3 protein-coding genes are annotated in these 2,877 nt (G+C 66.2%); all 3 read right to left on the bottom strand.

Annotation, left to right across the window (positions count from 1 at the left end; all coding sequences use genetic code 11):
- Positions 1-22: 22 nt before the first annotated feature.
- Positions 23-1,843 (bottom strand): serine protease, encoded by a 1,821-nt coding sequence (locus tag JMF90_RS31755; RefSeq protein WP_236598070.1) that lies wholly within the window; start codon positions 1,841-1,843, stop codon positions 23-25.
- 230 nt (positions 1,844-2,073) lie between these two features.
- Complete coding sequence (locus JMF90_RS31750; RefSeq protein WP_006480750.1) at positions 2,074-2,361, bottom strand: DUF1488 domain-containing protein; 288 nt, start codon at positions 2,359-2,361, stop codon at positions 2,074-2,076.
- 239 nt (positions 2,362-2,600) lie between these two features.
- Positions 2,601-2,876 (bottom strand): DUF2964 family protein, encoded by a 276-nt coding sequence (locus tag JMF90_RS31745; RefSeq protein WP_023477572.1) that lies wholly within the window; start codon positions 2,874-2,876, stop codon positions 2,601-2,603.
- Position 2,877 lies beyond the last annotated feature (1 nt).

Genomic DNA, 2,877 nt, shown 5'->3' with positions numbered 1-2,877 from the left:
GTATAACTTCGTATAATGTATGCTATACGAAGTTATTACAGGGATACGCGCGGTTCATTTCCTCGAAGATCCCGACTGCCGCATCGGGCCGCTTGCCGCGATTCGCCGCGATGCCCATCGCCTCCCGCGCCAACCGGTTCGACGGATCAAGCTTCAATGCATGCGCAGCCGCGGCCGACGCTTCGTCGGGCTGACCAATCTCGTTCAGTTCGCCCGCGAGCACCACCCACCCCGCCGCCAGCGATTCGTCCAGCGCAACCGCGCGCCGGAACGATGCGACGGCATGCACATGCTGGCCCAGTTGCGCCAGCGTCACGCCGTGCATCCGCCACGCCCTCGCGTCGCTGTCGTTCAGCTTGAGGGACCGGTCGAGCGCGCTCAACGCATCGACATAGTTCGACTGTGTCATGTACAGCGCGCCGAGCCGCAACCAGTATTCAGCATTGTCCGGCGCCGCTTCAACCGCACTGTGCATCGCGCTGGACGCGTCGCCGGACTGGCCTTGCAGCGCATACGCCTGGGTCAGCGCGCCCTGGATGAGCGCGGTTGCGGCGGGATCGCCGCCCTTCTGCGCCTTCAGCGCGTGCTGGTAACTGGCGATCGCGTCCGCCAGGTGGCCGAGATCGTATTGCGCACGGCCGAGTGCGTACCAAAGCCGTGCATCGTCGGGAAAGGCCTTCAACCCGTCGTGCAGCACGCCGATGGTGGCCTGGGCATCCGGCTGCGTCGAGGCCAGCAGACTCCACGCATCGGCCTGGCGCGAACCGGACAGTTCATGTACCCCTCGTTCGAACCACGGTCGCGCACCGGCCTTGTCGCCGCGCCGCAAATACGCGATGCCGAGATTCATCCGCAGCATCGTGTCCGACGGATCGGCACGCATGCCGGCATGAAACGCGTCGAGTGCGCGATCCATCTGTCCCAGCTCGGCATAGGTGTTGCCGAGCGAAGACCAGCCAAATGCGTATGACGGATCGTTTTCGACCGAACGTCGATAGGCGGCCAGGCTGAGCGCGCCGCGATCGGGCAGCCGGCTCGTGCGGTAGGCATTGCCGAGGTTGTTCCACGCCCACGCGCTTTGCGGTCGCGCGGCCGTCCATGCAAGGTCATGGCGAATCAGCCCGTCGACGTCGTTTGCCACCGCGTACGCGCGCGCCTGGCTCATCCAGGCGGTCGCTTCGAGCGGCAGGTCGACGGCCGGCATCTTCGCTGCCACGGTCGCCATCCACTCGACTGGCAGGACCATGTAGAGCGACTCGGCACTGTCCGCTCGGACGCCCACCATGCCGATCAGATTGCCTTGCTCGTCGTAGACGCCGGCGCCCGGTTCGGGCAGGTGCGGCGGCGCCGGATTCGGCGACGCGAGCAGGCCGGAATGCACGCCGCCGTCCGCGGCCCATGCATGGCAGCACACGCGCAACGCAACGGGATCACGGCGGTCGAATCGCGCGCCCGCCAGATAGGCGGTCGTGGCCGCTTCCGGACTTCGCGCCGTCAACGGCACGGCGGCGACGTCGAGACCCGTCGCTTCGATGATGCAGATGTCCCGATCCTGGTTGCCCGCGACGAGTCGCGCGGGAAGACGGCGGCCATCGGCCGATGCAATGTCGAATGCCGGTCGGCCGGCGAGCCGATGACACGGCGTCGCGACGCGCCCCGGCGCCACGACGATGCCACCCGTCGTGACGTCGCCCGCGACGATGTCGACCTCACCGGGTGCGCGCCGACCGATCGCGTCGTCGTCCGATCCAACGGCCCCGTCGGCCATCGACATGCCGGCCGCGAGCAACCATGCGCCTGCCAGCAGACGGCGCGCCCTCCCCCATCCCGAACGATGCTCCACGTGCGGTGCCCTCTTTTTATTGTGTTGGAATTCGAATGATTTTCTCTGCGATCCTGACAAATCGAGACGCCGGTTCGTGTCGGCACACTAGCAGCCGCCCCGTTGCAGCATCAATCCGGTACCGCCCGCATACGAAAATGCCGCCCGACTCCGCCGAACGGCATTGCATGAAGGCCACGTCCGCGCGTGCGCCGCTCGCTTGTGCGCGCCGCCGGACGAGCGTCGTGTCGTCAGCGCCAGTTGGCCTCGTAGAAGCGCACGTAGCCGCTGCGCAGCGTCACGCATTGCGCCCGCGTTTCCGACAGCAGGCGCCGCGCGGCCGCCTCGATGCGCTCGCGGTGCTGGTCGAATGCACCGACCATGTCCTCGAAGCGCGGCGATGCCGCGCCGAAGTGGTCTTCCAGCGCCTCGGCGGTGATCTGACATTGGACGCGCTCGCCATTGACCAGTGCCGTGAACGCCAGCATCAGGTCACGCCCCGAATACTCCGGCTTCTCGTTCGTGAAATGGATCTGCATGGAGCCGCCTCGACCGGTAGAAAACGAATGACCGCGTCCGTCGTCCGCTACCGGCCGGACGAAATGTACGCGGGCTCGCCGGCGGAGGCCCCGGCCGCGGAGTGTGGCGCGGTCGATGCATGCCGGTTGAATTCCACTTTAGACGGTTTCGCGCGGGACACAAAAATTTCGGTGTGCGTCGTTCCGACGCGCATTTCGTCTGATCTGCGCGGCATCCGGCACCGTTTCGCCAATGGCCGTCAGTGCGGATCGGTCGGCCAGACGTTGAGCGCGATCGCGGCGGTCGTGACGCCCACCGCAATCGCGGCCGCCCCGTATCTCACCGCATCGGTCAGATCGAACAGCAGTCCGTGGATCGCCACGGCAATGCCGCCCAGCATGATGAAGGTGGCGATGGCCGCCAGCACGACTCTCAGTTCCGCCCGAACCATGATGCGTCTCCCGAACGGATGCATGTCGCGTCGCATGCATGTTGCACTGCGGAACACGGCGCGTGCGTGCTCCATTTCCATCATT

It is taken from the genome of Burkholderia sp. E168m23, from assembly GCF_016586125.1.
GTDB classification, from domain to species: domain Bacteria; phylum Pseudomonadota; class Gammaproteobacteria; order Burkholderiales; family Burkholderiaceae; genus Burkholderia; species Burkholderia orbicola.
Note: the sequence above shows the minus strand (reverse complement) of the source record. Positions and strands in the feature narration are given on the sequence as shown.